This window comes from Paracoccus bogoriensis (assembly GCF_019431455.1).
Lineage (GTDB): Bacteria > Pseudomonadota > Alphaproteobacteria > Rhodobacterales > Rhodobacteraceae > Paracoccus > Paracoccus bogoriensis.
The window spans coordinates 16,590-40,828 of the sequence record NZ_JAHYSR010000003.1; the positions used below are offsets into that span (position 1 = coordinate 16,590).

The 24,239-nt window shown below is 67.0% G+C and carries 25 protein-coding genes; 14 read left to right on the forward strand and 11 right to left on the reverse strand.

The features are described 5' to 3' along the window. Positions 1–71: 71 nt before the first annotated feature. From KY389_RS01920 to KY389_RS01940, 5 genes are read left to right on the forward strand one after another with little or no spacing between them, the layout of a single operon-like run. Positions 72–359, forward strand: coding sequence for a hypothetical protein (locus KY389_RS01920; RefSeq protein WP_219829048.1), 288 nt, complete (start codon positions 72–74; stop codon positions 357–359). Next, entirely contained in the window at positions 356–2,458 is a 2,103-nt protein-coding gene (locus KY389_RS01925) for a flagellar biosynthesis protein FlhA (RefSeq protein WP_219829050.1), read from the forward strand. The genes KY389_RS01920 and KY389_RS01925 overlap by 4 nt, the downstream gene beginning before the upstream one ends. Then, complete coding sequence (locus KY389_RS01930) at positions 2,455–3,210, forward strand: flagellar biosynthetic protein FliR (protein WP_246587888.1); 756 nt, start codon at positions 2,455–2,457, stop codon at positions 3,208–3,210. Before KY389_RS01925 ends, KY389_RS01930 begins: the two co-directional genes overlap by 4 nt. Next, entirely contained in the window at positions 3,207–4,268 is a 1,062-nt protein-coding gene (gene flhB, locus KY389_RS01935) for a flagellar type III secretion system protein FlhB (protein WP_219829052.1), read from the forward strand. Before KY389_RS01930 ends, flhB begins: the two co-directional genes overlap by 4 nt. Beyond that, the gene (locus tag KY389_RS01940) at positions 4,262–4,648 is read left to right on the forward strand and encodes a hypothetical protein (protein ID WP_219829054.1); all 387 of its coding nucleotides are present in this window, start codon (positions 4,262–4,264) and stop codon (positions 4,646–4,648) included. The genes flhB and KY389_RS01940 overlap by 7 nt, the downstream gene beginning before the upstream one ends. A gap of 259 nt (positions 4,649–4,907) precedes the next feature. Here KY389_RS01940 and KY389_RS01945 read toward each other — a convergent pair whose 3' ends face one another. The 3 genes from KY389_RS01945 to leuC are packed head-to-tail and all read right to left on the reverse strand — an operon-like array spanning position 4,908 to position 7,966. Continuing rightward, positions 4,908–5,927 (reverse strand): endonuclease/exonuclease/phosphatase family protein, encoded by a 1,020-nt coding sequence (locus tag KY389_RS01945; protein ID WP_246587889.1) that lies wholly within the window; start codon positions 5,925–5,927, stop codon positions 4,908–4,910. Further along, complete coding sequence (gene leuD / locus KY389_RS01950; protein ID WP_219829055.1) at positions 5,918–6,523, reverse strand: 3-isopropylmalate dehydratase small subunit; 606 nt, start codon at positions 6,521–6,523, stop codon at positions 5,918–5,920. The genes KY389_RS01945 and leuD overlap by 10 nt, the downstream gene beginning before the upstream one ends. A gap of 9 nt (positions 6,524–6,532) precedes the next feature. After that, complete coding sequence (gene leuC / locus KY389_RS01955) at positions 6,533–7,966, reverse strand: 3-isopropylmalate dehydratase large subunit (RefSeq protein ID WP_219829058.1); 1,434 nt, start codon at positions 7,964–7,966, stop codon at positions 6,533–6,535. 391 nt (positions 7,967–8,357) lie between these two features. Here leuC and rsfS point away from each other — a divergent pair, with 391 nt between their 5' ends. The 6 genes from rsfS to KY389_RS01985 all read left to right on the forward strand — a co-directional run bounded on the left by rsfS (position 8,358) and on the right by KY389_RS01985 (position 13,965). After that, complete coding sequence (rsfS, locus tag KY389_RS01960) at positions 8,358–8,708, forward strand: ribosome silencing factor (RefSeq protein WP_219829060.1); 351 nt, start codon at positions 8,358–8,360, stop codon at positions 8,706–8,708. Between the two features lie 10 nt (positions 8,709–8,718). Then, a complete protein-coding gene (rlmH, locus tag KY389_RS01965) occupies positions 8,719–9,186 on the forward strand; it encodes a 23S rRNA (pseudouridine(1915)-N(3))-methyltransferase RlmH (RefSeq protein ID WP_219829062.1) in 468 nt (155 codons plus the stop codon). Positions 9,187–9,321: 135 nt separating this feature from the next. After that, a complete protein-coding gene (gene gpmI, locus KY389_RS01970; RefSeq protein ID WP_219829064.1) occupies positions 9,322–10,836 on the forward strand; it encodes a 2,3-bisphosphoglycerate-independent phosphoglycerate mutase in 1,515 nt (504 codons plus the stop codon). Further along, a complete protein-coding gene (locus KY389_RS01975; protein ID WP_246587890.1) occupies positions 10,833–12,071 on the forward strand; it encodes a murein hydrolase activator EnvC family protein in 1,239 nt (412 codons plus the stop codon). Before gpmI ends, KY389_RS01975 begins: the two co-directional genes overlap by 4 nt. Positions 12,072–12,086: 15 nt before the next feature. After that, on the forward strand, positions 12,087–13,490 hold the full coding sequence (locus KY389_RS01980; RefSeq protein ID WP_219829066.1) for a S41 family peptidase: 1,404 nt from the start codon (positions 12,087–12,089) through the stop codon (positions 13,488–13,490). Continuing rightward, positions 13,483–13,965 (forward strand): RNA pyrophosphohydrolase, encoded by a 483-nt coding sequence (locus KY389_RS01985; RefSeq protein WP_219829070.1) that lies wholly within the window; start codon positions 13,483–13,485, stop codon positions 13,963–13,965. The genes KY389_RS01980 and KY389_RS01985 overlap by 8 nt, the downstream gene beginning before the upstream one ends. Here KY389_RS01985 and nagA read toward each other — a convergent pair. The 5 genes from nagA to KY389_RS02010 form a co-directional block, all read right to left on the reverse strand. Beyond that, positions 13,923–15,083 (reverse strand): N-acetylglucosamine-6-phosphate deacetylase, encoded by a 1,161-nt coding sequence (gene nagA, locus KY389_RS01990; protein ID WP_219829072.1) that lies wholly within the window; start codon positions 15,081–15,083, stop codon positions 13,923–13,925. The genes KY389_RS01985 and nagA overlap by 43 nt on opposite strands. Next, positions 15,083–15,400: an SIS domain-containing protein gene (locus KY389_RS01995; RefSeq protein ID WP_246587891.1), complete on the reverse strand. Its 318-nt coding sequence runs from the start codon at positions 15,398–15,400 to the stop codon at positions 15,083–15,085. The genes nagA and KY389_RS01995 overlap by 1 nt, the downstream gene beginning before the upstream one ends. 59 nt (positions 15,401–15,459) lie before the next feature. Next, positions 15,460–16,305: a glucosamine kinase nucleotide-binding domain-containing protein gene (locus tag KY389_RS02000; RefSeq protein WP_219829075.1), complete on the reverse strand. Its 846-nt coding sequence runs from the start codon at positions 16,303–16,305 to the stop codon at positions 15,460–15,462. A 346-nt stretch (positions 16,306–16,651) separates the two neighbouring features. Continuing rightward, the gene (locus KY389_RS02005; protein WP_219829076.1) at positions 16,652–17,911 is read right to left on the reverse strand and encodes a lytic murein transglycosylase; all 1,260 of its coding nucleotides are present in this window, start codon (positions 17,909–17,911) and stop codon (positions 16,652–16,654) included. Between the two features lie 124 nt (positions 17,912–18,035). Next, positions 18,036–18,362, reverse strand: a complete 327-nt coding sequence (locus tag KY389_RS02010; RefSeq protein ID WP_219829078.1) for a hypothetical protein — start codon at positions 18,360–18,362, stop codon at positions 18,036–18,038. Between the two features lie 119 nt (positions 18,363–18,481). Here KY389_RS02010 and KY389_RS02015 point away from each other — a divergent pair, with 119 nt between their 5' ends. Continuing rightward, a complete protein-coding gene (locus KY389_RS02015) occupies positions 18,482–18,952 on the forward strand; it encodes a YbaK/EbsC family protein (protein WP_219829079.1) in 471 nt (156 codons plus the stop codon). Here the strand turns inward: KY389_RS02015 and KY389_RS02020 are convergent. Beyond that, entirely contained in the window at positions 18,949–19,734 is a 786-nt protein-coding gene (locus KY389_RS02020; RefSeq protein ID WP_219829080.1) for an alpha/beta hydrolase, read from the reverse strand. The two genes, KY389_RS02015 and KY389_RS02020, sit on opposite strands and share 4 nt — an antisense overlap. Before the next feature lie 62 nt (positions 19,735–19,796). Between KY389_RS02020 and kynU the strand changes: the two genes are divergently transcribed. Together kynU and KY389_RS02030 are read left to right on the forward strand one after the other, a co-directional pair. Beyond that, positions 19,797–20,984 carry a kynureninase gene (kynU, locus tag KY389_RS02025; RefSeq protein WP_219829082.1) on the forward strand — a complete coding sequence of 396 codons (1,188 nt, stop codon included), beginning with the start codon at positions 19,797–19,799 and terminating at the stop codon, positions 20,982–20,984. A gap of 90 nt (positions 20,985–21,074) precedes the next feature. Continuing rightward, positions 21,075–21,698 carry a DsbA family protein gene (locus tag KY389_RS02030; RefSeq protein WP_219829083.1) on the forward strand — a complete coding sequence of 208 codons (624 nt, stop codon included), beginning with the start codon at positions 21,075–21,077 and terminating at the stop codon, positions 21,696–21,698. Between the two features lie 12 nt (positions 21,699–21,710). Here KY389_RS02030 and KY389_RS02035 read toward each other — a convergent pair whose 3' ends face one another. Further along, positions 21,711–23,507 carry an aminopeptidase P family protein gene (locus KY389_RS02035; protein WP_343222884.1) on the reverse strand — a complete coding sequence of 599 codons (1,797 nt, stop codon included), beginning with the start codon at positions 23,505–23,507 and terminating at the stop codon, positions 21,711–21,713. Further along, positions 23,504–24,196, reverse strand: a complete 693-nt coding sequence (locus KY389_RS02040) for a metal-dependent hydrolase (protein WP_219829085.1) — start codon at positions 24,194–24,196, stop codon at positions 23,504–23,506. The genes KY389_RS02035 and KY389_RS02040 overlap by 4 nt, the downstream gene beginning before the upstream one ends. Between the last annotated feature and the right edge of the window lie 43 nt (positions 24,197–24,239).

A 24,239-nucleotide genomic window follows, 5' to 3' on the forward strand; every position in this document is an offset into this window, starting at 1 on the left:
GCCATACCCGCATCAGCTGCGCCCAAACAGGTTTCCGCCGACATGAGCGCATCGAAAAGAGGTAAGACCGCATGACCGCGCCTTCCGCAGCGCTGCTGCTGTCGCTTGCCCTCGCCGCCGCAGCCCCCGAGCCGGGTGCGACCGACCCGTTGGATGCATTCATCGCAGACGCGACCGGTTGGCTGCTGACCGATGGCAGGCTTCCACCCGATTATCGACTGCGTCTTCTGGCGATGGAGCCCGCAGACAGGGTCGTTGCATTGGCGCATCTGCGCCGGATGGGCCTGCTGACCGGGGCCGCATGGCCCGTAGGCGACCTGCTGCGCCCCGCCACACCAGCCAGAAAGGCAGATGAATGACCCCGGTCGCAGCGATCTCGCGAAGGTCGAACAAGCTTCTGGACGCGCCGCTTCTGATCACGGGGGGGCTTGTACTCGTCGTCATCTCGTTGGTGGTGCCCTTGCCCGCTGCGGCGCTGGATGCCGGGATCGCGCTGTCCATCGCCACGGCCACATTGGTTCTGGTAATGGCTTCGCTGGTTGACAAGCCTACGGATTTCCAGGCTTTCCCCGTCCTCCTTCTGGTCAGCCTGGTGATCAGATTGTCGCTGAACGTCTCATCGACCAGGCTCATCCTGACCGAGGGACAAAATGGCACACAAGCCGCCGGACAGGTGATCAACGGTTTCGCGAAATTCGTGGCGGGGGGCTCGATCCTCGTCGGACTGACCGTCTTTGCCGTGATCTCGGTGGTGAACTTCATGGTCATTACCAAGGGCTCGGGACGCATGGCCGAGGTCGCGGCGCGTTTCGCGCTGGATTCTCTGCCGGGTAAGCAACTGGCTATCGACGGCGATCTGAATGCCGGCGCGATCGACCACCAGGAGGCCAAGCGCCGCCGCGCGCAGGAGCAGCGCGAGATCAGCTTTTTCGGTTCGCTGGACGGGGCCTCGAAATTCGTGAAGGGCGATGCGATCGCGGGAATCGTCATTACGCTGATCAACCTTCTGGTCGGGCTGGGTATAGGCATCTTTTTCCATGGAATGCCTGTGGGCGAGGCTGCATCGACCTATTCGCACCTTACCATCGGCGATGGTCTGGTGAGCCAGATCCCTGCGCTGATCACCTCGATGGCGGCGGCGCTGCTGCTGTCGCGCGGTGGCGCGACCGAGACGACTGCGCATCTTCTGTCGCACGAATTCGCGCGCAATTGGCGGCCCGCCGCGATGGTCGCCGCGGCGCTTGTGGCGATTGCTCTGGTTCCCGGTATGCCCAAGGCGATCTTCTTCGCCCTGGCGTCGATCTTTGCAGCAATCGCATGGATGATCTCGCGGCGCCTTGCGCAAGGCGCTGCCGCGGATGACCCGCTGCCCGAGGCCGAGCCTGCGGCGCGTCCGGCCGCAAGGATCGGCGATGTGCTGGATACCGACGAGATCAGCGTCGAGATCGGGGCTAACCTGGTCCTGACCGCGCTGGATCAGGCGCGGGGGCTCGGCAGCCGGATCACCAATCTGCGCATCCATGTCGCCCGCAACTACGGTCTGATCCTGCCTGATGTTCGCATCACCGACACCGACGATCTTCTGCCTGGCGATTACCAGATCCGAATCCAGGGGGTGGTGCGCGGACGAGGCAGCCTGCGGCATGACCAGATCCTTGCTCTTGGCGGGGACCAATTGCTGACGCAACTCGGCGGCACTCCGGTGCGAGAGCCGGTCTATTCCAGCCCCGCCCGCTGGATCGCCTTCGACAAGCAGGACGAGGCGGCCTTGCTGGGGGCTACGGTCGTCACCCCGATGGAGGTTCTTTCGACCCACCTGATGGAAGTGGTCAAATCGAACCTTTCTGCGCTGATGAACCTCTCGGCATTGCAACGTCAGATCGAAGAGCTGAAGGCCCTTTCCGATCCGGTCCGTGCCGAACGCTATCGCAGGTATTTCGACAGCATGATCCCCGACAAGGTGTCACCCGAGACGCTTCTGGCGATCCTGCGTGCGCTTCTGGACGAAGGGATCTCGATCCGAAACCTGCCTTTGATCATGGACGCGATCAGCGAGTTTCGCAGCGTCGAGCAATCCGAGCTGGTCTATGAACTTGTGCGCAAGCGTCTGCGCGGCCAGATCACGCAGCAATTTGCCGATGATAGCGGTCGGATCGCCGCCCTTCAGCTTCATCCCGGATGGGAGGCCGAGTTTGTTCGCGCCGATGCCGAAACCGGAAGGCCCGGCAGCGGTGCAATGACCCCCGCATTGTCGGCGCGCCTGCTTGAGGCGGTGCGCAAGGCCTTGGCCTCGGTGGACCCGATCGAGCGTTGCGTCGTCGTCGTGCCCGACCACCGCAGGCGCATGGTGCGCGCCGTGCTGGGGGCGAACGGGTTGAGCGTGCCTGTGCTGGGCCTTGAAGAGGTCGATCCCGGCGCCGAACTGCGCCTGCTGGCCACGATAGAGGCCGTCGCATGATGCAGCAGATCCTGGCCATCATTCCGCAGATCGATTGGGCTCTGGTGCTGGTCTATGCGCGGGTGCAGGCCTGTATCCTGATCCTGCCTGCCTTGGGCGAGCGCATGCTGCCTGCGCGACTGCGCGTGGCTTTGGCCTTGGCGATAACACCCTTGCTAAGCGATCTGGTGGCCATGCGGCCTATGCCAGAGGCGCCCTTGTCAATCCTGACCGATATTTCTTCGCAGATGGCGATCGGGTTCATGACCGGCGCCTTCCTGCGCTTGCTGGCGCTGGCACTTGACGTGGCGGCGACGGCCATTGCCGCGACGGCCTCGCTGTCGCAGATCATGGGCATCCAGAACGAGACCTCGCCCCATCCGGTGGGCAACCTGATCCAGCTTGCGGCCTTGGCGGTGCTGATGGCGCTTGGCCTGCCTGTGATGATCGTCGAAATGCTTGCTGACAGCCTGCGTATCTGGCCACCCGGCGCCCTTCCGGATGCGGAATACGTGCTTAGCAACGGTGCGCGGATCGTCGCCGACAGCTTCTGGCTGGCGATGATGCTGGCCGCGCCCTTCACACTCGGCGGCTTTCTCTTTCAGGCGCTGTCCGGGGTGATCAACCGGGTGATGCCAAGCCTGCCGGTGATTTTCATCGGGGCACCGGCGTCGATCCTGCTCGCGCTGGTCGCGCTTGCGATCCTGGCGCCGCTATTGATCTCGCTCTGGGCGGATCAGGTTCTGGGTTTCATGCTGCCGGTGACGCCATGAGTGATGACAAGGATGACAAGCAGTTCGACCCGACCGAGCAGAGGCTGCAAAAAGCGCGCGAAAAAGGCGATGTGCCCCGCTCGACCGAATTGACGACGGCGGCGATGTATCTGGGTGCTTGGGTCGCCTTTGCGATGATTGCGGGCTTGGCAGTCCGGCAGTGGCTGGGCATGGCATCGCGCGCAATGGGCGCCGAGGGCTGGCCTGTTGGCGGCGTCTTCAGGCTGGGCCAGACGCTGGCGCAGAATGCGGGGCTGGCCTTTGTGGCCTTGGCCTGCGTGCCACTGCTGGCCATCATCGCCAGCCTGTTCGCTCAGCGCGCTTGGGCCTTTTCGTTGCAAAAACTTGCATTCGACTTCAACCGGATCAATCCGGCCAGAAATGCAGGGCAGAAATTCGGTGCATCGGGCCTTGTGACCTTCGGGATCTCGGTGGGCAAGGCTGTGCTGGTCTGTCTTGGCGGCTGGTTCCTGTTCGCTTCGCTTCTGGAGCGGATCGGAGCCTCGGCGCTGACCGGCGAGGCCTGGACCTGGTCTCTGGGCGATATGCTGGGGCGTGTCCTGCTGCTGGGGCTGACAGTTTCGGTGCTTTTCACAGTCCCCGACGTTGCCTGGAAATGGTTCGATCACCGCCGCAAGAACCGCATGAGCCGCAAGGAAATGCAGGACGAAATGAAGGATTCCGAGGGCGATCCCCATATGAAGGCAGCGCGCCGGCAGCGTGCCGTCGATCTTGCGATGAAGCAGATGCTGGCAGATGTCGCAAAGGCGGATGTCATCATCGTGAACCCGACCCATTACGCGGTCGCCCTGGGATGGCAGCGCGGCTCGGGGCGTGCACCTGTGTGCGTGGCCAAGGGCACGGACGAGATCGCCGCACGGATCCGCGAGAAGGCGCGCGAAAGCAACGTGCCGATCTGGTCCGATCCCCCCTGTGCGCGGGCGATCCACGCGACTGTCCGCGTGGGGGAGGAAGTCCGGCGCGAGCATTTCGCCGCTGTCGCCGCCGCGATCCGCTTTGCCGAGAAGATGCGCGCCAAGGCGAGGCGAACATGGTAAGACCCGCCATGCTGAGCGCGTTGGAGCGTGTGGCGCGGCTGCGCGCCGAACAGGAGCTGAAAAAGCTTGCGGCGTTTCGTCGGCATGTCCTGGCTGCGCATCACCAGGTCGAGGCGTCTCGTGCCGCCATGGCCCAGAGCTACGCCGCCCAAGCCCCGCTGAGCGTTGCCGAGGCGCGGATGGCGAATGCCCAGGCCGGGCGGGCGGCCCGGGATCTGGCGCGGGCGCAGGCCGATCTGGCGCGGATGCAGCCCCGGTTCGACCAGATGCGCGAACGCGCGGGCCGGGAACTGGGTCGCGCCGAGGTTCTGTCCAGGATGGCCGAAACTGCGCTGCTTGCCGTGCGACAGCGCCGGGAAAGGGGGCAGATGGAAGAATAGATCATGGGTCGTGCGATTGATGGCGGCACAAAGGCCCGGCCGTGGTCTAGCCGGCCCCGACCCTGCCGCGATCGCGCGAGCGGGTCTTGGTCGAGCATTGGCCCAAGGGCTTGGCGCGAATTGCAGCAGCCGGTGTTCTGCCAGGTCGGGACAAGTGCGCGGGGCAAGTGCGGCGAAGGTGCTTGCGTAAAGCGCCCGGTGTCACCGCGGCCGTCGTGTCCACGGCGCGCCGAGGCGCCGAAGATGTGATGCGGAAGCGCTATTTCTCGGGCATTCGCAGATCGGTATAGACCAGTTTGCGGTGGGATGCGCGCGCCACTGCATCGGCCAAGGGATCATCGGCTGATGGCCAAAGCACCGCCGACCCGGTCACGATCAGGGCGTGCGACGGCAGGATGTAGTCGAGCCGCAGATTGCCGGGTGCGCGCGGATATTCCGCCGTATCCAGCGCAGGGTCGCCGCGATGATTTCTGTTCGGGCCGGTCTGAGGCGGCTGCCAGGCGCCGCGAGGCTGCGGATCCTGCACGACCGTCATCAAAGCATCCAGGGCGGCCGGGTCGCCCTCGCCATCCAGCGGGTCCATGTTGACATTGCCCATGATGACAAAGGGTGCATCCGGCAGGTGTTGCAGCCAGAAGGCGGCCTCGTCATGGTTGCGCGCCACGTTGCGTGTCTCGAAGGCCGGAGGTGTCGCGGCAAAGGCCAGCAGATGCAGCGGCCCCCGAAATGTGGTCAGGGCCACGTCCCAGTGCGCGGTCGAGGACAGGCGCAGCAGATCGGCATGGGCGCTGTCGGGCATTCGGTGGCCGCGCAGATCGCGCCAGAGCATCGCGCTGTAGTCGGTGACGCTGGCAATCGGCAGGCGCGACAGGATCGCCATGCCGGACTGGCCGGTAAAGCTGCCATAGCCCTGCGCGTCGCGGGGCCCTCCAAGGCGGCCGTCGCCGTCCAGATCGGCGCCGCTATCCATGCCCGTATTGGGCTGGCTGGCATGGGTGTAAGGCATGGGGTGCCCCTGTTCGGCCAGCAGCGCCGAAAAGGCCGTCAGCGCGCGCCCTTCCAGATCCCAGTCGAAGCCCGTCAGCAGGATCGCGTCGGGCGCGGTCGCGGCGATCACTTGCGCTGCGGCCAGCACCTGCGGATCTCGGGCCATGATGTCGCGCAACAACAATCCGGGCCCGTCGCGCGAGAGGCCGGGGTTCCATGTAGCCAGGCGCAGATCCTCGGCGCTGGCGGGCAGGGCCAGGGCCAGAAGGATTGCCGCGATCCTCAGACCCAAGGGCGAGCCTGGGCCATCTGCATTTCGTAGCGGTCGATCAAGGCAGCCTTTTCCATCGTCAGCCCGATATCGTCCAGCCCGTTCAGAAGGCAATGCTTGCGGAAGGGGTCGATCTCGAAAGACCAGCTGCGCCCGTCCGAGGCGGTGACGGTCTGCGCCTCCAGATCGACGGTCTGGCGGGCATTCGCGCCTTTGCGGGCATCCTTCATCAGGGCGTCCACCGCGTCCTGCGGCAGCACGACCGGCAGGATGCCGTTCTTGAAGCAATTGTTGAAGAAGATGTCGGCGAAGCTGGTCGAGATCACGCAGCGGATGCCGAAATCAAGAAGCGCCCAAGGCGCATGTTCGCGCGACGATCCGCAGCCGAAATTGTCCCCCGCGATCAGGATCTGTGCGTTGCGCCAGGCCGGCTGGTTCAGGACGAAATCGGGGATTTCGCGACCGTCGCGATCATAGCGCAGTTCATCGAACAGGTTGACGCCCAGACCCGAGCGCTTGATCGTCTTGAGGAACTGTTTGGGGATGATCATGTCCGTGTCGATATTGACCAGCGGCATGGGCGCGGCGATCCCGGTGAGGGTGGTGAACTTTTCCATGATCTGTCCTTACGCGGGCTGGGCTGCGAATTCGCGGATATCGACCAGACGCCCGGCCACGCCCGCCGCTGCCGCCATGGCCGGGCTCATCAGATGGGTCCGGCCCCTGTAGCCCTGACGCCCCTCGAAATTGCGGTTCGAGGTCGCGGCGCAACGCTCGCCCGGCGCAAGCTGGTCGGGGTTCATGCCCAGGCACATGGAGCAGCCCGCAAGACGCCATTCGAAGCCCGCATCCTTGAAGATCCGGTCCAGCCCCTCTTCCTCGGCCTGAGCACGCACGAGGCCCGAACCGGGCACGACCATGCCGCGCACGCCTTCGGCCAGCCTGCGTCCGCGCAGCACGTCAGCGGCGGCGCGCAGATCCTCGATCCGGCCATTGGTGCATGATCCGATAAAGACCGCGTCGATGGCGATATCGGTCAGGGGGGTGCCGGGGGTCAGGCCCATGTAATCCAGCGACCGGCGCGCGGCCTCGACCTTGCCGCCGGTGAAATCTTCGGGGGCGGGGACGCGGGCCGTGATGGGCAGCGCATCCTCGGGCGAGGTGCCCCAGGTCACGGTGGGCGCGATATCCTCGCCGCGCAGGGTCACGACCTTGTCGAAATGCGCGCCCTCATCCGAACGGAGCGTCTTCCACCAGGCCAGCGCGGCCTCCCACTGGGCGCCTTTGGGGGCGTGGGGGCGGCCCTTGACATAGGCGAAGGTCGTCTCGTCCGGGGCGATCAGGCCGGCGCGGGCGCCGCCCTCGATGGCCATGTTGCAGATTGTCATGCGGCCTTCCATCGAAAGGTTGCGGATCACCTCGCCGCAATATTCGATGACATGGCCGGTGCCGCCTGCCGTGCCTGTCCTGGCGATGATGGCCAGCACGACATCCTTGGCGGTGACGCCGGGGGCGAGGCGGCCGGTGATCTCGACCTTCATGTTGCGGGACTTCTTCTGAATCAGGGTCTGGGTGGCCAGGACATGCTCCACCTCGCTGGTGCCGATGCCGTGGGCCAGCGCCCCGAAGGCACCATGGGTCGCGGTATGGCTGTCGCCGCAGACCACCGTCATTCCGGGCAGGGTCCAGCCCTGTTCGGGGCCAACGATATGGACGATGCCCTGGCGGATGTCGTTCACCGGATAATAGACCACGCCGAATTCGCGGGCATTGCGGTCCAGCGCCTCGACCTGGATGCGCGATTCCTCGTTGTCGATGCCCTTTTCGCGGTCCCAGGTGGTAGGGACGTTGTGATCGGGCACGGCGATCGTGCGTTCGGGGGCGCGCACCTTGCGGCCGGCCATGCGCAGCCCCTCGAAGGCTTGGGGGCTGGTCACTTCATGGACCAGATGCCGGTCGATATAAAGAAGGCAGGTGCCGTCCTCTTGCCGGTCCACCACATGGGCGTCCCAGATCTTGTCGTAAAGCGTTCGCGGCGCTGCGGCTGCTGGAATGGTCATGGCTGAGGTCTTTCGGCTGTGATGCGAAAATGGAGGCGGGGCCGGGCGAATGCCCGTGCGCCATCAGCCCCGCGCGGTCACGCAGAGCGTTTCGCCATAGAAGCGCTGCGGCAGGCGCGCGCGGTCATGGATGTCGAAATAACGCATCATGGGCCGACATTAGGATGTGCCGTCACGTCTGGCAAGGCCGCTGAGGGGCCGGTTTTCCACCGGCCGGGCGTAAATCCGGCCCGGCAGAGATTGAGATGGCCCGAAAAGATGCTATCTTTGCACCATCCCTGCGCCGGGGTCTTCGGCGCGACGACCGGAGGATCAAACCCTGTCACAAGACGTGCCGCCGGCCCAAAAGCCGGCCAAGACTACCGCCAACCCGGCCTCGGGCGAGGATCGGATGTTGTCGCTCGTGCTGACATCGCTGGATGACGACAAGGCCGAGGATGTGATCAGCATCGACCTGCGTGGCCGTTCCGCCATTGCCGACCACATGGTGATCGCATCGGGCCGCAGCGCGCGCCAGGTCGCCGCCATCGCCGAGAAGCTGGCCGAACGCGTGAAGCAGGCCACAGGCCGTAGCCCTCGGATCGAGGGCAAGGATGCCGGCGACTGGGTGCTGATCGACACCGATGATGTGGTCGTGCATGTCTTCCGGCCCGAGGTTCGCGAATTCTATCAGCTGGAAAAGATGTGGATGCCCGCCGATGCCCTGACGCGGCTGCGCGACGCCGATCGCCCGGCGCCTTGACGGCGCCGGGATGCGGATCGACCTTGCCGCCGTCGGGCGGCTGAAGAAAGGCCCCGAGGCCGCGCTGGTCCAGGATTACCTGACGCGCTTTGCGCGCACGGGCCGTGCGCTTGGCCTGCCCCCTGTCACCTTGCACGAGGTCGAGGCGCGCGCCGGGGGCGGCATGGCCGCCGAAGCCGAATTGTTGTCGCGCGCGATCCCTGCGGGTGCGGCGCTGGTGATCCTGGATGAACGGGGCGATCTGACCGATTCGCCCGGCTTCGCGGCGCGCCTGGCGGCCTGGCGCGACGAGGCGCGCGATGTCTGCTACGTCATCGGTGGCGCGGATGGACTCGATCCGTCGTTGCGCGCGCGGGCCGACTGGCAGATCAGTCTGGGTCGCATGGTCTGGCCGCACATGCTGGTGCGCGTCATGCTGGCCGAGCAGCTTTATCGCGCAGCCACGATCCTGGCCGGTTCGCCCTATCACCGGGTGTAGGGGCTGCTCGTGCCCCCGTCGCGTTCCGCGCCCCCCCGACCATATTTGATCCAAGGCAAAGCAGGCTGTCGCCCGGTTGCCGGCGGGCAGGCAGGCGCGTAGAAGAGTGAAAAAAACCGGCGAGGCAGAGCAGAGATGAGCAAACCCGTTATCCTGTGCATTCTCGATGGCTGGGGCCTGTCGGACCGGCCTGAGCTGAGCGCACCCGACCGCGCCGCGACCCCCTGCTATGACCGGTTGATGCGGGACTGCCCCAATGCTCGATTGATCACTCATGGTCCCGATGTCGGGCTGCCGCGCGGACAGATGGGCAATTCCGAGGTCGGCCATACGAATATCGGCGCAGGCCGGGTCGTCGCCATGGACCTTGGCGCGATCGACCTGGCCATCGAGGAGGGCCACTTCGGGCGCAACGAGGCCTTGACCGCCTTTGTCGCGCGGCTGCGCGAGACCGGCGGGACCGCGCATCTGATGGGCGTCGTTTCGGATGGCGGTGTTCACGGGCACCTGTCGCATATGCTTGCCGCAGCGCAGGTCGTGTCCGAAGCCGGTGTGCCGGTCGTGGTTCACGCCGTGACCGACGGGCGGGACGTGCCGCCTTCATCCGCGGACCGTTTCATGGCTGCGCTGGAGGCTGGGCTGCCCTCGGGTGCGCGGATCGGCACCGTGGTCGGGCGCTATTACGCCATGGATCGCGACAGCCGGTGGGAGCGTGTGCAGCGCGCCTTTGACGCCATGGTCGTCGGCCGGGGCGAGGATGCGCCCAGTGCCTCGGCTGCGGTGGCCGCAGCATGGGCGCGGGGCGAAACGGACGAGTTCATCGCGCCTTTCGTCATCGACGGCTATAACGGCGCGCAGGATGGCGACGGGTTCTTCTGCCTGAACTTCCGCGCCGACCGTGCGCGCGAAATCCTCTCGGCCATCGGCGATCCGGCTTTCGACGCCTTCGACGTGTCGGCGCGGCCGGAATGGGCGTCGCTGCTGGGCATGGTCGATTACAGCGCGCACCATGACAGCTTCATGCAGGCCGCCTATCCCAAGCGGCCGGTGACGAACACGCTGGGGGCCTGGGTCGCCTCGAAAGGGTTGCGTCAGTTCCGTCTGGCCGAGACCGAGAAATATCCGCATGTGACCTTTTTCCTGAATGGCGGGAAGGAGGAGCCCGAGCTAGGCGAGGACCGCCACATGCCCGCCAGCCCCAAGGTCACGACCTATGATCTGGCGCCCGAGATGGCCGCCGACGAGGTGACGGCCAGGCTGGTCGAGGCAATCGGGCAGGGCTACGATCTGATCGTCGTGAACTATGCCAATCCCGACATGGTGGGCCATACCGGCAGTCTGGACGCCGCCATACGCGCCTGTGAGGCCGTGGACCGGGGGCTGGACGCCATGACGCGCGCGCTGGAATCGGTCGGCGGGGCCGCGCTGATCTGCGCCGATCACGGCAATTGCGAACAGATGATCGACCCCGAGACCGGCGGCCCGCATACTGCCCATACGCTGAACCCGGTGCCCGTGATCCTGTTCGGCGGACCGGCCGGCATTCGGCTGCGCGACGGGCGGCTGGCCGATCTGGCGCCGACGGTTCTGCAATTGATGGGTCTGGACCAGCCTGCCGAGATGACCGGCACCAGTCTGATCGTCGCATGAGCCGCGCGCTTGGCCTTGTTCTGGCTGCGATGCTGGCGGGCCCTGCGGCCGCGCAGGAGGTGGTCGAGGACATTACCGGTCCCGGCCTTGTGACGGGCGGTCCCGATCTGGCCGAAAGCGCAGTGCTGACCCCAGCCGGGCGCGCCGTGGCCGATGCCGAGGCGGCCGCCGCGCTGCTGCGGGCGGCGTTGGCGCAGTTGTCCGAGGCGGTCGCGGCCGACGATCAGGTCGTCGCCCTGACCGAGGTGATTCGCGCCTACGAACTGGGCCTTGCCGCTCTGCGCGACGGGCTGCGTCAGGCTCATGCGCGCGAGCTGGAACTGCGCGAGCGTTTCGAGGCGCAGAGCGCGCAGCTGTCGCGCGTGCTGGGTGCCATGACCGCGTTGCAGCAGAGCCCCGAGACCACGATGCTGCTGCATCCGGCGGGGGCCTTGTCGAATGCGCGGTCGGGGATGATCCTGTCCGATGTCACGCCGGGCCTGCGCGCTCAGGCCGAGGCCCTGCAGGCCGACCTGGACGAAATCGCGACCGTTCGCGCCTTGCAGGCCAACGCCTCGGCGATGCTGGGCAACGGGCTGGCTTCCATGCAGGAGGCGCGGCGGCTTCTGGCCAGCGCGGCGGGCGACCGGTCCTCGATGCCGCCGCGCTATGCCGAAGACCCCGAGGAATTGCAGGCGCTGCGCGAAGCGGCGGATTCGCTGGACGATTTCGCCCGCGGTATCGCGCGGATGGAAAAGGATGTCGGGCCCCCGATGGAGGATTTCGAGGGCGCGCAGGGCAGCCTGCGCCTGCCCGTGGTGGGCACCGTGCTGCGGCCTTACAACGAACCCGATGCCGCAGGCGTGCGCCGCCCCGGCTGGGTTATCGCGACCGCGCCCGCCGCACTTGTCCAGACCCCATGGCCTGCGACAATCCGCTATCGTGGCCCGTTTCTCGATTACGGCAATGTGATGATCGTCGAGCCCGCACGCGGCTACCTTATGATCTTCGCGGGCCTGTCGCAGGTCTTTGGCGAAGTGGGCGATGTGCTGGCTGCCGGCGATCCGGTCGGGTTGATGGGGGGCGCCGAGGCTCCGGCGCAGGAATTCGGCGCGCGTTTCGTCGCCGATGCCGCCATGGGAGGCGCGGCGGGTCGCCCCGAAACGCTGTATCTGGAGCTGCGGCGTGGCAATGAAACTCTGGACCCGGCAGAATGGTTCGTGCTGAATCCCTTTGTCGAGCCGCAACAGGACTGAGGCAGGAAGGCCGTCATGAGACATTATCTGATTGCAGGTATCGGGGGCGTGCTGGCCGGGGCGCTGGTCACGACCCATATAGCCGGCCCCCTGGTCGCGCAGGAGGCAGAGCGTAACGTCTCGGTCTATGAGCAGCTTGAACTGTTCGGCAATGTTTTCGAACGGATCCGCAACGATTATGTCGAGGTGCCAGACGACAAGGCGCTGATCGAAGCCGCGATCAACGGAATGCTGACCTCGCTGGACCCCCATTCGGGCTTTCTGTCCGCGGATGCCTATTCCGAGATGCGCACTCAGACGCGCGGCAGCTTCGGCGGGCTGGGCATAGAGGTCAGCCAGGAAGAAGGCATGGTCCGTGTCGTCTCGCCCATCGACGACACGCCGGCCGCGCAGGCGGGCGTGCAGGCGGGCGACTTCATCACTCATGTGAATGGCGAATCGCTGCTGGGTCTGACGCTGGATCAGGCCGTGGACATGATGCGCGGCCCGGTCGGGTCTGAAATCACCATCACCATCCTGCGCCAGGGCGAGCCCGAGCCCTTTGACCTGACCATGACGCGCGACACGATCCGCCTGACCGTCGTTCGCACCAGGATCGAGGGCAATGCGGTGATCCTGCGCGTCTCGACCTTCAATGACGAGACCTATGATACCTTGCGCGCGGAACTGGAAAAGGCCGTCGAGGAAGCGGGCGGCATCGACCGCGTGACCGGGTTCGTCCTCGATCTGCGCAACAATCCGGGCGGGCTGCTGAATCAGGCGATCAGCGTGGCTGACGCATTCCTCGATGCCGGCGAAATCGTCAGCACGCGCGGCCGCGACGCCTCGCAGAGCGAACGCTGGAACGCCGAGCCGGGCGATCTGGCGCAGGGAAAGCCGATGGTCGTGTTGATCAATGGCGGCTCGGCCAGCGCCTCGGAGATCGTGACTGGTGCGCTGCAGGACCATCGCCGCGCCATCGTCGTGGGCGAAAAATCCTTTGGCAAGGGCAGCGTGCAGACGGTCATGCCGGTGACGGCGGACAGCGCGATCCGGCTGACGACCGCGCGCTATTACACGCCGTCGGGCCGCTCGATCCAGGCCATGGGAATCCAGCCCGACATCCTGGTCGCCCAGCCCCGCCGCAATCCCCATGTCGAGGACGAGGAGGCGCGCAGCAGCAGTAATTTTTCGCGCTCCGAGGCCGAATTGCGCGGCGCGCTTGGAAACGAGATCAGCGATGACCAGCGCGAGTTGATCGAACGCGAGGCCGCCGAACTGGCCGCCACCGCCGCCCTGCGCGAAGAGGATTATCAACTGGCCTATGCGGTCGATATCCTCAAGGGCCTGGCCGCAATGAACTTCCGCGCCGGTCAGGTGCCCGCCGCCGAGACGCCCGCCGCCACCGGCGAGGGCGCAGGGTCGTCCGGCAATGGCTGATACGGGTCCGGGCGGTTTGCCCTATCGTCCCTGCGCAGGGGTGGTGCTGTTGAATGATCGCGGGCTGGTTTTTGCGGGCCAGCGGCTCGACATGCCGGGCGCGTGGCAGATGCCGCAGGGCGGGATCGACGAGGGCGAGACCCCGCGCGAGGCTGCCCTGCGCGAACTGACCGAGGAAACCGGCATTCCTGCCGATCTTGTCGAGGTTCTGGCCGAGACGCCCGGCTGGATCACATATGATCTGCCTCCCGACATGGTGGGCCGCGTCTGGAAGGGCCGCTATGGCGGACAGCGCCAGAAATGGCTGTGTCTGCGTTTCCTGGGCCGGGACCAGGATATCCGCATCGACACGGAGCATCCCGAATTCGACCGTTGGCAATGGATGGGCGCCGAGGATTTGCTGGCCAGCATCGTTCCCTTCAAGCGCGCCGCCTATGCCGAGGTGCTGGAGACCTTCCGTGACTGGTTGCGCTGATCCGGCGCCGTCCATAACCGCGCCGCCGTCAGGTCTTGATCCAGCAGGGTCAGTTCGGCCCTGATGCCGGGGCGCAGGATGCCCAGATCGGCCTGGCGCCTCAGCGCGCGAGCCGGCTCGCTGCTGGCCATGGCCAGGGCTCGGGCCAGCCCGGCCTCGGGCAGGGCGGCGATGCGGCGCACCGCTTGGGCCAGCGTCAGATCGGCCCCGGCCAGCGTGCCGTCGGCCAGCGTCAGACGGCCATCCTGGCGCTGGACCCGCCTCCCGCCCAGATCCATCTGCGTCAGCCCGGTCCCGGCAAAGGCCATGCAATCGCTGACCAGAAACAGCCCCTGCGGCCGGGCGCGCAGCGCGACCCGAATGATGGCGGGATGCACATGGATCCCGTCGGCGATCAGCCCGGCATGGGCCTCGCCCGACAGGACCGCGCTGACCAGGCCGGGCTGGCGATGGTCCATCTGGCTCATGGCGTTGAACAGATGCGTGGCGCAGGTGGCGCCTGCGGCAAAGGTCTGTTCGGCCTGATCCAGCGTGCAATCGCTATGGCCGAGGCTGACCACCGCACCCGCTGCCCGCAGAGCGGCAATCTGATCGCGGTGTGCGGCCTCGGGGGCCAGCGTTACCATCAGCGAGGGCAGTTGGCGCGCTGCTTGGCACAGCCGGTTCAGATCGCTGTCGCTCATCGGCCGGATCAGCGCGGCGTCGTGGGCGCCCTTGCGGCGCGGGTCCAGATGCGGGCCTTCCAGATGCAGACCCAGAAAGCCGGGCACCTGCTGGCGGGCGGCCTCGATCCCGGCTTCGATGACGCGGGCGGTCGCATCGGGGGTGTCGGTGATCAGCGTGGGCAGGATGCCCGCCGTGCCAAGCCCGCGATGGGCCTGACAGATCGCCCGCAGCGCCGCGACATCGGTCGTGCCATCGACCATCAGGCCGCCGCCGCCATTGGCCTGAAGGTCCAGAAAACCCGGCGCGATGATCCCATCGACCCGTTCGGTCGGGGCGGGGGCTTCGGCCTCGGGCAGGATCGCAGCAATCCTGTCATGCTCGATCACCAGCGCAGCGTTGTCGTGCAACGTGGTCCCGTCGAAGAGGCGCGAAGCCGCAAGGATATGCCGCATCAGGTCGTCTCCGTCACCTTGCGCAGATGCGGCGGCGTGTCGGGGTCAAAGCCGCGACGGCGGGCCAACTGCTCGACAAAGGCGTCGTAGCTGGCGATCAGCACCAGCGGATGCCGCCCCGCGACCGAGGGCAGGCGCATGGCGCCCCGCGCCTCGGCCCCGGTCAGGAACATGTCGGCGCCCGACGCGGCCATGCGTTCGGCGGTCTCCACCACCTGCGGCAGGGCGGCATCCTCGACCCCCAGCACCAGAGTCGGGAAATGCGCCTGCACGATGGCGGCGGGACCGTGCAGGACTTCGGCGATGCCGCGCCGCATTCGAGGCTTAAGCGGCCCCGTCCTGGTGTCGGCAAGGGTCCTGGGGCAAAGAAGCCCGGTCATGGCGCTTCTCCGATCTCCAGGGCCATGGCGAGCGCACCGCTGACGGAATCGCCCAAGGCCGGGCGCAGGGGCCAACGATCAGCCAGCCGGGCGGCATAATACGGCCCCAGCCCGCCGGTCAGGACAACGGGCAGCCGGTCGCCCTGTTGCAGCGCGCTGATCGAGGCGTCCAGTTCTGCCAATGCGGCATCGAAGATCGCACGGGCCGCCGGATCCTCGGATGTCAGGATGCGGGGGGCCAGGCGTGCAAAGTCGCCGGGGCGGGCGGTGTTGCCGAAGGCGATGATCCCCTCGATTCCACCAAATTCGTCAAGGACTTGCGCTAGAAGTGGGGACATGGGGTGGAACCCGTCCGCTGCCCTCATGGCCCGTGCCAGAAGATTGCGCCCCAGAACCGCACCGCTGCCCTCGTCCCCCATCAGAAAGCCCCGCCCGCCAACCTGTCGCAGTGTGCCGCCACGCTGAACGGCAAAGACCGATCCGGTCCCCATGGCCGCAAGGATGCCGTCATCGCGGCCAAGCGCGCCGCGCGCGGCGGTGATCCCGTCATTGACGATCCGCATATGCGCAAAGGGCAGCATGGCCTCTAGCCGCGCCGCCGCGCTGCTCATGCTGCCGCCCGCAAGGCCCAGTGCGGCCGTCAGATCTGCGGGCGATGCGCCGGTGCGGGACTGGGCCAGCGCCTCGGTTGTGGCGGCCATGATGCTGGCCGCTGCAAGGTCGATATCGGTGTTGATATTGGCCGGTCCACCCGTGCCCTGTCCCAGGATTCGCCCGGTCGGATCCGCAAGCAATGCGCGGCAACCGGTTCCCCCTCCATCGACTCCCAGAAACAGCGCCACGTCGCCTCCTTGTCTTTGGAAGGCATATCAAAATAATACCCGCCAACAAGGCGTAGCAGGACATATCGCAAGCCGATGCAGATTTGCAGGCTCAACCGGCAAGAAATATTCCATATGACAATGTCTCGGCTTCATCCTGCTGCAAAACAGGGTCCACACCCATACCGTGGTCCAGCGCCGCGATGCCCGCAGAAGCGCACCGCCTTTGTTAAGGCGGCGTCGCTGGGATCGGGCGCACTGATGGTCCGGCGGCGCCCGGAATCGTCAGGGGCCAGCGCCAACGCGACCGGGGCGCAAGGCGCGAAAGGGCCTCTTTGGGGCGCCTTTCCGTCTCGGTCTGCGCGTCTCAGCGGCGAAGCTGGTCCAGCAGGATCGAGGTCGGATAGCCGTCCGGCGTGACCCCGATCGAGCGTTGAAAGGCTGAAACGGCCTCCATCGTGGCCGAGCCGAACAGGCCGTCGATCTCGCCCTGATAAAAGCCGCGCTGCGCCAGACGGCGCTGGATTTCTTCGCGTTCGGAGGCGGACAGGGGGCGGTCGCTGCGCGGCCAGGATCCCTGGATGCCCGGACGGCCCGCGATGCGCTCGGCCAGGAACGACACGCCAAGCGCGTAATTGTCCGAGTTGTTGTAACGCAGGATCGCCCGGAAATTGTCGCCGATCAGGAAAGCCGGACCGCGCGCGCCGGCGGGCATGATGATCGAGCCGTTGACATTGGGCAGCGCGCCGCCGCCGATGCGGCGCACGCCCTGGGCTGACCAGTCGGCGGCCGAACGCCGCGTGTTCTTGCCGATCAGGCTCATGTTGAAGTTGGGCGGCAGCTGCACCTCGGCGCCCCAGGGCTGGCCTGGAACCCAGCCGTTGCGGCGCAGGTAATTCGCGGTCGAGGCCAGCGAATCCGTCGGGTCATCGGACCAGATGTCACGGCGGCCGTCGCCGTTGAAATCGACCGCATATTCCAGATACGAGGTCGGCATGAACTGGGTATGGCCCATCGCGCCGGCCCAGCTGCCCAGCATGTTTTCGGGCGCGGTGTCGCCGGCCTGGATGATCCGCAGCGCGGCGATCAGCTGATTCTGGAACATCTCGCCCCGGCGGCCGTCATAGGCCAGCGTCGTCAGCGAAGGGATGATCTGCATCCGGCCGCGATTCGCGCCAAAATTGGATTCCATTCCCCAGACCGACAGCACGATCTCGCGCGGGACACCGTAGCGTTGTTCGATCGCGGCCAGGGTGCGGGACAGTTCGGCATTCTTCTGGCGGCCGGTGGTGATGCGGTTATCCGAAACGGCGCTGTCCAGATACAACCAGACGGGGCGGGTGAATTCGGCCTGGCGGCGGTCCAGGCGGATCACCTCGGGGTTGTAGCGCGCCAGCCGCATCGCGCGATCATAGGTGGCAGGCGAGATGCCCGACGCCAGCGCACGCGCGCGGAAATTCTGAACGAAGCGCTGCAGCCCGGCTTCGTCGCCGGGGGCTGCGGGGGGAATGGCGGCGGGCGTCACCGCGGCGGGCGAGGCGGCCACCGGGCTGCGCGATACGGGCCCCGCGCAGGAGGCCAGAGCGCCCACGATCGCGGTGGACAGGAAAATGCGGGAAAGGATCATCTGTTTCGCCTGTTCGTGACTGCCATTGTTTCTTGATTGCAGCCAGCCTAGCCGAAAGGCCGCCTCTTGCCTAGCCAGCCCCCGGAAAGCCCGTGGTCCCGGCGGCCTCACGAAGGCGTGAGCGTCAGTGAGCGATATCTTCGGAGCGGTCCCCGAACCAGGGCGTCATCTGCGCGATGATGACGGAATTTTCGTCCAGCGCACGCTGCATCAGGGCGCGTTCCTCATCGTCGATTTCGTGGCCCTGGGCCAGCCGTTCCTCCAGCGTGCCGTAGCCGGTCACGTTCAGAGGCGCCATCTGGGCCTGTTTCAGGATGGCCACGGTCTCGCGCACGGCCTCGGCTTCGTCCTTGCCCGAGGCGTAGCAGATCAGCCCCGCGCCGGTCGCGCCCTCGGGCAGGCCGTCGCCCTTGCGGCGGCCCAGTTCGATCACCAGCGTATAGACGTTCATCGCAATCTCCTTGCCTGGTGGCTTTGCCAACACGATCATGGCGCGGCGTGCAAGGGGCGGCTTGCCCAAGGCGCGCGGGCCGGGTCAGATACGCGCGACTGCAAACAAGGGGGGCGGGGATGAGCAAGAGCCTCGCGCGCGTGCGTGCCGCGCTGGAGCAGACGGGCGAGGCTGCGCGGATCGTCGAGATGGCCGACAGCACCCGCACCGCTGCAGAGGCCGCGGCGGCGGTGGGCTGTCACCTCGATCAGATCGCCAAGTCGATCATCTTCCGCGGCGAGGCCAGCGGCCATGTCGTCCTGTTCGTCACGGCGGGCGGGCGGCAGGTCGATCCGGCCCGCGCCTCGGCCCTGGCGGGCGAGGCCTTGGGGCGCGCCGATGCCGCGCTGATCCGGGCCGAGACGGGCTTTGCCATCGGCGGCGTCGCGCCCCTTGGCCATCTGCGCCCGCCCCGCGCCTTTTTCGACCGGCATCTGCTGGCATTCTCGCAGGTCTGGGCGGCGGCGGGCACGCCGCGCCACATCTTTGCCATCGCCCCCGACAGGCTGGCGAGGCTGGCCGGCGCGACCATTGCGGATTTCACGTCCTAGCCCAGCAGGCGGCGCATCATTGGGCTGCCCGGATCGGCCAGCCCGTCCACCACGTCGAAATGATGTCGGCCCGGATCGACCACGCATTCCGTCGCGGCCCCCATCCCGGCCCACAGATCGGCCAGAACCCGTGCCTGGCGCAGGAACTCGGGCCGTTCGGCGCCGCCGACCCAGACGGTGACGGGGATGCCCTCGTGCGGGGTCAGCAGGGCGGGGCTTTCGGCCAGCGCCTCGGGTAGGTCCAGCGCCAGCGTCGCGTTCATCGCGGTCCGCATCAGCGGGCGCAGATCCGACAAGGGCGAGATCGGCAGGCAGGCAGACACCCGCGCAGCGACCGGGTCAGGCAGCACGCCGGGGCAGATCATGCGCGCGGCCAGATGCCCGCCCGCGGAATGGCCGGTGATGGCGATGGGGCCAGGGATCAGGGCTGTCGCCTCGGCGATGCTGGCGGCGACCTCGGCGGTCATCGCGGCAATGCGCGCCCTGGGCGCCAGCGGATAGGCGGGCATCAGGCAAACCCAGCCCCGCGCCAGCGCCCCCGCCGCCAGGTGCGACCAGTCGGCGGGGCCGAACCGCATCCAGTAGCCGCCATGGATGAAGACCATCAGCCCGCGCGCATCCCCTGCGGGCCGGAACAGATGCCCGCCGCGCAGCGCCTGCGGTGGGTGGGCGGCACGAAAGGCTGCGGCGGCGGCCTGCCAGCGGGCGGGGTAGTGCGCGCCCTCCGCGATATGGGCGGCATTGGCATAGGCATCGTCCCAGTCCGTGACGCGATAGAGCATCGTCCACCCCCTCTTTCGGGCAGCGAACCGCCCTGTTAGCGTGCCGTCAAGAGGAGACCGCGATGACCGATTTCGCCCGCACCCGCCAGGCCTTTTACCTGCCGCAAGGGATCACCTATCTCGACGGCAATTCCCTTGGTCCCATGCCAAAGGCCGCCACGGAGCGCGTCGCGCGGATGATGGCCGATGAATGGTCGGAAATGCTGATCACCGGCTGGAACCGGGCGGGCTGGATGGATCAACCGGGCCGGGTGGGCGACCGGATCGCGCGCCTGATCGGCGCGGGGCCGGGGCAGGTCGTGATGGGCGACACGCTATCGGTCAAGCTGTTCCAGGCCGTCAGCGCCGCGCGCGCGCTGCGCCCTGACCGGCGGGTGATCCTGTCCGATAGCGGGAACTTCCCCTCGGACCTCTATGTGGCCGAGGGGCTGGCCCGCGCGGTCGGCGCCGAATTGCGCGTCGTGGCCCCCGAGGATGTCGAGGCCGCCATCACCCCCGATCTGGCGGTCCTGATGCTGACCGAGGTCGATTACCGCACCGGCCGCCGCCACGACATGGCCGCCCTGACCGCGCTGGCCCATCAGGCGGGCGCGCTGACGGTCTGGGATCTGGCCCATTCGGCGGGCGCGGTCGATGTGGACCTGTTGGGCGCAGATGCCGATTTCGCGGTGGGCTGCACCTACAAATACCTCAATGGCGGGCCGGGCGCGCCCGCCTTCATCTGGACGCATCCTCGGCTTGAGGATCAGGCGCAACCCATCCTGCAAGGCTGGCTTGGCCATGCCGCGCCCTTTGCCTTTGATCTGGATTACCGACCCGCGCCGGGCATCCAGCGGATGCGCGTCGGCACGCCGCCGGTCATCGCGCTGGCCGCGCTGGAGGCCGCGATGGATGTCTGGGATCAGGTCGAGATGGCCGATCTGCGCGCCGCATCCATCGCGCTGAGCGAACGTTTCATCGCGGGGGTCGAGGCTGAATGTCCGGGCCTCATCCTCAATTCGCCGCGCGACCCGGCCCGGCGCGGCTCTCAGGTGGGCTTCCGCCATCCCCAGGGTTACGCGGTGATGCAGGCGCTGATCGCCCAGGGCGTGATCGGCGATTTCCGCGCGCCCGACGTGCTGCGCTTCGGCTTCGCGCCGCTTTACAACAGCGCCGAGGATGTGGACCACGCGGTCGCCGTGCTGGCCTGCATCCTGCGCGAAGGGTCATGGGACCGGCCCGAGTTTCACCGCAGGGCGGCCGTGACCTGACGCCATCGTGACCCGGTCCCGGTCGTATCGGGATTTACGCATGTATGCCCGCCCGATACGCAAAGGAGACAGACCGCGAAAGGACAAGCCATGCCGACCCGCCGCAGCCTTCTGACCACCGCCAGCGCCGGGCTGGCGCTGTCGGCCCTGCCGGCCCGCGCCCAACGTGCCAATCCCATGCCCGAGGAAATCCGCCGCGTTCTGGAACGCGACGACACCTCGCCTGTGCTGGGCAATCCCGACGGCAACATCACGCTGAGCGAGTTCTTTGACTACAATTGCCCGCATTGCCGCACGATGATGCCCCGCATCCAGGCGCTGATCGGCGAGGATCCGAACCTGCGCGTCGTGTTCCGCGAATGGCCGATCTTTGGACCGGGTTCGGATTTCGCGGCGCGGGCGTCGTTGGCCTCGCTGTCGATGGGGCGCTATTGGCAGATGCATTCGCGCCTGCTGTCCACCCGCCAGCGGATCGAACGCCCCGTCGTGCTGCGCGTCGCGCGTGAGATCGGCCTGGACGAGACCGCCCTTTTGGCCGAAATGGACAGCGACAGGGTCGAGCGGCATATCTCGATGACCTATCTTCTGGGCGATCATATGGGGCTGGCGGGAACGCCGACCTTCATCTGCGGCGACGAGGCTGCCTTTGGCGCCCTGAGCATGGACGATCTGCGCGGGCTGGTCGCGCGGGGCCGCCAGACGCTTGGCGTCTAGCGGCACCCCAATTCAAAGCGGCTCGGTCGCGGCAATCAGCCAGTCGCGTTCGGCGCCGTCCAGATCGCCCGCCAGCTCGATCCGCACGCGCATGTGGTAATCGTCCAGCCATGCCCGTTCCTCGGGGGCCAGCGCGGCCCGGTCGATCAGGCGGCGGTCGATCGGGCAGAGGGTCAGCGTCTCGAAACCCAGCATGGCGCGGCCGGGCTCGGCCTCGGCCTCGGTCACGACGACCAGATTCTCGATCCGGATGCCGAAGCTGCCCTCGCGGTAATAGCCCGGCTCGTTCGACAGGATCATGCCCGGCCGCAGCGGCATGTCGCTGGCCCGGCTGATCCGCGCCGGGCCTTCATGGACACACAAGGCCGCGCCGACACCGTGGCCGGTGCCGTGGTCGAAATCCATCCCCTGCGACCACAGGAATTGCCGCGCCAGCGCGTCCAGATGCGCGCCGCCCACGCCTCGCGGAAACCGCGCCCGGCTGAGCGCGATCATCCCGCGCAGGACAGCGGTGAAGGGCGCCACCACATCCGCCCGCGCCTGCCCAAGCGCCAACGTGCGGGTGATGTCGGTCGTCCCATCCGCATACTGGCCGCCCGAATCCACCAGCAGCAGGTCGCCCGGCACCAGTCGGCGATTGGTCGCCTGGGTCACGCGGTAATGGACGATGGCGCCGTTCGGCCCCGCGCCCATGATCGTGTCGAAGCTGATATCCAGAATCCCGGCCTCGCGGCGCAGATCTTCAAGGCGGCGCACCAGGTCGATCTCGGTCAGCGAGGCATGGTCCTGCGCGTCGAGCCAGGCCAGAAAGCGCACCATGGCCAGACCGTCGCGGCGATGGGCGGCGCGCATCCCGGCCAGTTCGGCGGCGTTCTTCACGGCCTTGGGCAGGATCGCCGGATCGGGGCCGCGCGCGATGGCGGTGCCTGCGGCTTCCAGAATGCGGAATGCCGCTTCGGGCGCGCTGCCTGGGTCCAGACGGACGGGGCCTTCCAGATCGGTCAGCGCGGCGGCCAGACCGTCGGGCGGCAGGATCGAGACCTCGTTGCCCAGATGGGCGCGCAGGCTGTCGTCGAATTTTCCCGCATCCGCAAACAGCGCGACCTGCCCGCTATCGGACAGGACCGCGAAGCTCTGCACCACGGGATTGCGTGGCAGGTCGCTGCCCCGGATGTTCAGCAGCCAGGAAATCGAATCGGGCAGGGTCATCAGCGCCGCGGCATGGCCCGCAGCCCGCAGGTCGGCCGCCAGTCGCGCGCGCTTCTGTGCGGCGCTTTCGCCCGCCAAGTCGTCGGGATGGATGCGCGCGGCCCCGACCGGAGGCGCCGGGCGATCCGTCCAGATCGCATCCACCGGGTTCTCGTCCAGCGCGATCAGCGCGATGGCGGTTCCATGCAGGGCCTTTTCCAGAGCCTCGATGTCGCGGCGGCTGTGCAACCAGGGGTCGAAACCAACCCGGCCCCCCTGCGGCAATCCCTCGCTCAGCCAGTCCGAGAGGCAGGTCTCGGGCCAGTTCACCGGCGCAAAATGGCGCAGGTCGATCTGGTCGCGCACCTGCACGCGGTAGCGGCCGTCGATAAAGACCCCCGCCCGGTCGGCCAGCACCACCGCAAAGCCCGCGCTGCCGGTGAAGCCCGTCAGCCAGGCCAGCCGCGCATCGGCATCGGCGACATATTCGCCCTGATGCGCGTCGGCGCGCGGCACGATCACGCCATCAAGGCCGCGCGCCGCCATTTCGGCCCTCAGCGCGTCGAGGCGGGCGCCGTGATCGCCGCCCCCGGCCGGATCGTCGAATTGCTGCAAGCTCACAGCGTGATTGCCTTCATCACCTCGGGTTCGATCACGGTGACGCCGGGCAGCCCGTCGATCAGCGCCTGCGCAGATTGCTCCAGCGCGGGGAAGGTCTTGTAATGGCAGGGGATCACCGTCTTGAAGTTGAAGTAGCGCCTGGCCGCATAGGCCGCCCGCGCCATGTCCATGGTAAAATGTCCGCCCGCCGACAGGATGCCGATATCGGGCTTGTGCAGGTCGCCCATCCATTCCATGTCGGCCATGATGTCGGTATCGCCCGAGACATAGATGACACGGCCTTCGCCCGCGATCATGTAGCCCGATTCATGGCCCGCATAGATCGGCCCGTCCGGCCCGGCAAGGGAACTGGAATGGCTGGCATTGACCATCGTGACCCTGGCGCCGCCCAGTTCGACCGTGCCGCCCTTGTTGAAGCCGATGCCTTTGATCCCCTCGGCCGATTCCCAATGGCTGATCAGGTCGTAGATGCCCACGACCGGCACGCCCAGGTCGCGCGCCAGGGCCAGCGTGTCGCCGGTATGGTCGCCATGACCATGGGTGATCAGGATATGGGTCGCGCCCGCGACGGCCTCGTCCCGCGCCTCGGCGGGAAAGAGCGGGTTTCCGGTGAACCACGGGTCGATCAGGATCACCGCATTCTCGATGTCCAGACGAAAGCCGGAATGGCCAAGCCAGGTCAGTTTCATCAGATCCTCCTTCGCGCTTTGCGGCAGGTTAGCCGTGCGGGTG